This window comes from Candidatus Poribacteria bacterium, from assembly GCA_021295755.1.
Taxonomy (GTDB): domain Bacteria; phylum Poribacteria; class WGA-4E; order WGA-4E; family PCPOR2b; genus PCPOR2b.
In genome coordinates this window covers 1-3,083 of the sequence record JAGWBT010000243.1, presented here as the reverse complement: position 1 = coordinate 3,083, position 3,083 = coordinate 1, and the positions used below count along the sequence as shown (strand labels likewise).

Annotated in this window: 1 pseudogene; it reads left to right on the top strand. The window is 51.4% G+C overall.

The features are described 5' to 3' along the window. Positions 1–175 precede the first annotated feature (175 nt). A pseudogene (gene acnA, locus J4G02_22860) lies at positions 176–2,861 on the top strand (aconitate hydratase AcnA). Positions 2,862–3,083: the final 222 nt, after the last annotated feature.

Below are 3,083 nucleotides of genomic sequence, written 5' to 3'. Positions count from 1 at the left end.
TCAGGGGGACTTTGCAAACTTCACGAAGGTCGGAGTTATTGGTAAATGTCCACTTATTTCTCTAATTCACCATAAATACATTAGGAGCAGCACTTACGCACTTCAAATTGTAGGGAACGTAGTTCTGCGTTCCCTACTTACTTTTTAATCAATGAACGTAGGTAGGTAAAATTAGATGCCGGAATTGATGCACAATCTCTTTAACACATTGCAAACCTTGGAATCCAATGGACAGCGTATCCATTACTACTCACTTCCTGCTTTAGAAGCACAAGGTATCGGAACAGTTTCCAACTTACCTGTCAGCATACGCATTTTGCTGGAATCTTTGCTGAGAAACTACGATAATCAACAGATTACAGAGCAGGACATCGTGGACTTAGCAAACTGGGATCCGAAACAGCCCAAATCTGTCGAAATCCCGTTTAAGCCAGCCCGCGTCCTTGCCCAAGATTTCACGGGTGTCCCGCTTCTCGTCGATCTGGCGGCGATGCGTTCGGCGGTGGAGGAACTCGGCGGCGATCCGCAGATTATTGAGCCGCTCGTCCCTGTCGATCTGGTCATCGATCACTCCGTTCAGGTGGATGCCTATGGAACGGCGAATGCATTACAGATTAACACCCAAAGGGAATTTGAACGGAATAAGGAGCGATATGAGTTCCTGAAGTGGGGCCAGCAGGCTTTTGATAAATTCAGGGTGATTCCGCCCTCCATCGGGATCGTCCATCAGGTGAATCTGGAGTATCTCGCCAAATTGGTTGTTCCCGATGCAATCAACGGCGAAACAGTTGCTTATCCCGATACATTGGTCGGGACCGATTCCCATACCACCAGGTTGGGGTGTTGGCGGTATCGAAGCGGAAGCTGCCATGCTCGGTCAGCCGGTTTACATCCTGACACCGGAGGTGTTGGGGGTTCACATGAAAGGGACACTCAAAGAGGGTGTCACAGCGACAGATCTCGTCCTAACGGTTGTACAACGATTACGAGAGACAAACGTTGTCGGTAAATTCGTGGAGTTCTTTGGTGAAGGTGTCGAAGCGCTCTCAACCCCGGATCGGGCGACCATTTCCAACATGTGTCCCGAATACGGTGCTACGGTTGGGTTCTTCCCTTCAGACGAAGAATCAGTGAACTATCTTCGGGCAACGGGGCGCGATGAAGCAGATCTGGAATTGGTCACGACGTATCTGCAGCAACAAAATATGTATGGCATCCCAAAAACGGGTGAGGTGGAATATTCTGAGGTGTTGATGATTGACCTTGATGCAATTGAGCCGAGCATTGCGGGTCCCAAACGACCCCAAGACCGGATTGAACTCTCAAAGGTGAAAGAGACATTCCCTCGCCTGTTGACGGCACCGCTTACGGAGGGTGGCTACGGGCTTTCTCAGACGGAGATTGAGGAGCACCGTCAGCAGGCGGAAGCCGCGGGGAGCATTACCCACGGCGATGTCGCAATCGCTGCCATCACCAGCTGCACCAACACCAGCAATCCGTCGGTGATGATTGCCGCCGGTTTGGTCGCAAAGAAAGCGGTCGAACACGGCATCCGCGTCCCCGATTCCGTCAAGACCAGTTTAGCCCCCGGATCTCGCGTTGTCACGGAGTACCTGCAAGGGACAGGATTGCTGCCCTATCTAGAGAAGTTAGGCTTTAACGTCGTTGGATACGGCTGCACAACGTGCATCGGGAATAGTGGACCCCTAGATGAAGAGATTCAGAGCGCGATTGAGGCGGGAAATCTCGTCGCCGTCAGCGTTCTAAGTGGTAACCGGAATTTTGAGGCGCGGGTGCACCGCGATGTCAAAGCCAGTTTCCTGATGTCCCCACCGCTCGTGGTCGCCTACGCGCTTGCCGGACGAATTGATGTCGATCTAACGAGTGAACCGTTAGGCTATAACGACGCGAATGAACCGGTCTATTTGAGGGATGTGTGGCCCACACGACAGGAGATTGCTGATCTGATCGCCCAGTCGCTGGATGCCAACACATTCAAACGCCTCTATGCCGAGATCGCCAACCAAGCACCGGAATGGGATGAGTTAGATATCCCCACAGGCGAACTCTATCACTGGAGCGAGGAAAGTACTTATATCCAAAAGCCCCCGTTCTTTGAAGGGTTCGGGTTAAAGCCTGAACCAATCACAGATATTCAAGACGCAAGGGTTCTCGCTATTCTGGGAGATTCTGTCACGACAGACCACATTTCCCCTGCTGGTGCAATTGGTGCGGATAGTCCGGCTGGAAAGTATCTTATCGAGCACGGCGTTGAGAGAAGGGACTTTAACACCTACGGTGCAAGGCGTGGTAATGACCGGATAATGAGTCGCGGAACATTTGCCAATAACCGGATCAAAAACGCCATGCTACCCGATATCGAAGGCGGTTATACCGCTACCTATCCCTCCGGGGAGCAGACAACGATGTATGAAGCGGGTCAACATTACCTGCAGCAAAATACACCGCTCATCGTTTTCACCGGCAAAGAATACGGTGCTGGCAGCTCGAGGGATTGGGCGGCGAAGGGTCCCAAACTATTGGGGGTCAAAGCAGTTGTCTCCGAAAGCTACGAACGCATCCACCGGAGCAACCTGATTGGTATGGGCATCTTGCCTTTGCAGTTCAAGGAGGGTGAGAGCGCAGCGTCGCTCGGCTTGACGGGGAGCGAAATCATCAGCATCACCGGCTTCGCAGACAACCTGCAACCGGGTCAAACTGCCACGATGGAATGGATTGATCAATCGGGAACGACGCGATCGACGGAACTGCTCATCCGGATCGATGCGCCCATTGAGGTAGAGTACTACCAACACGGTGGGATTCTGGATTATGTCATCAGAAATCTGATGGCTGATTAAAACAAGTTCAATAACTGAAATAAAAAACACCGGTAGAGATTCTGCCGGTGTTTTTTATTGAATTGAGTTCCTGCTAATTAACCATCCTGAACTAGGGTGAGAATGAGGTTGTAATTTTCATCAAGGTGCAGTTCCGTACCAGACGGTATGAACGTTGTCGAATCAATCTCTTCGATAATCGCCGGCCCCGAAAACCGTGAACCTACCGACAACCCATCCCGC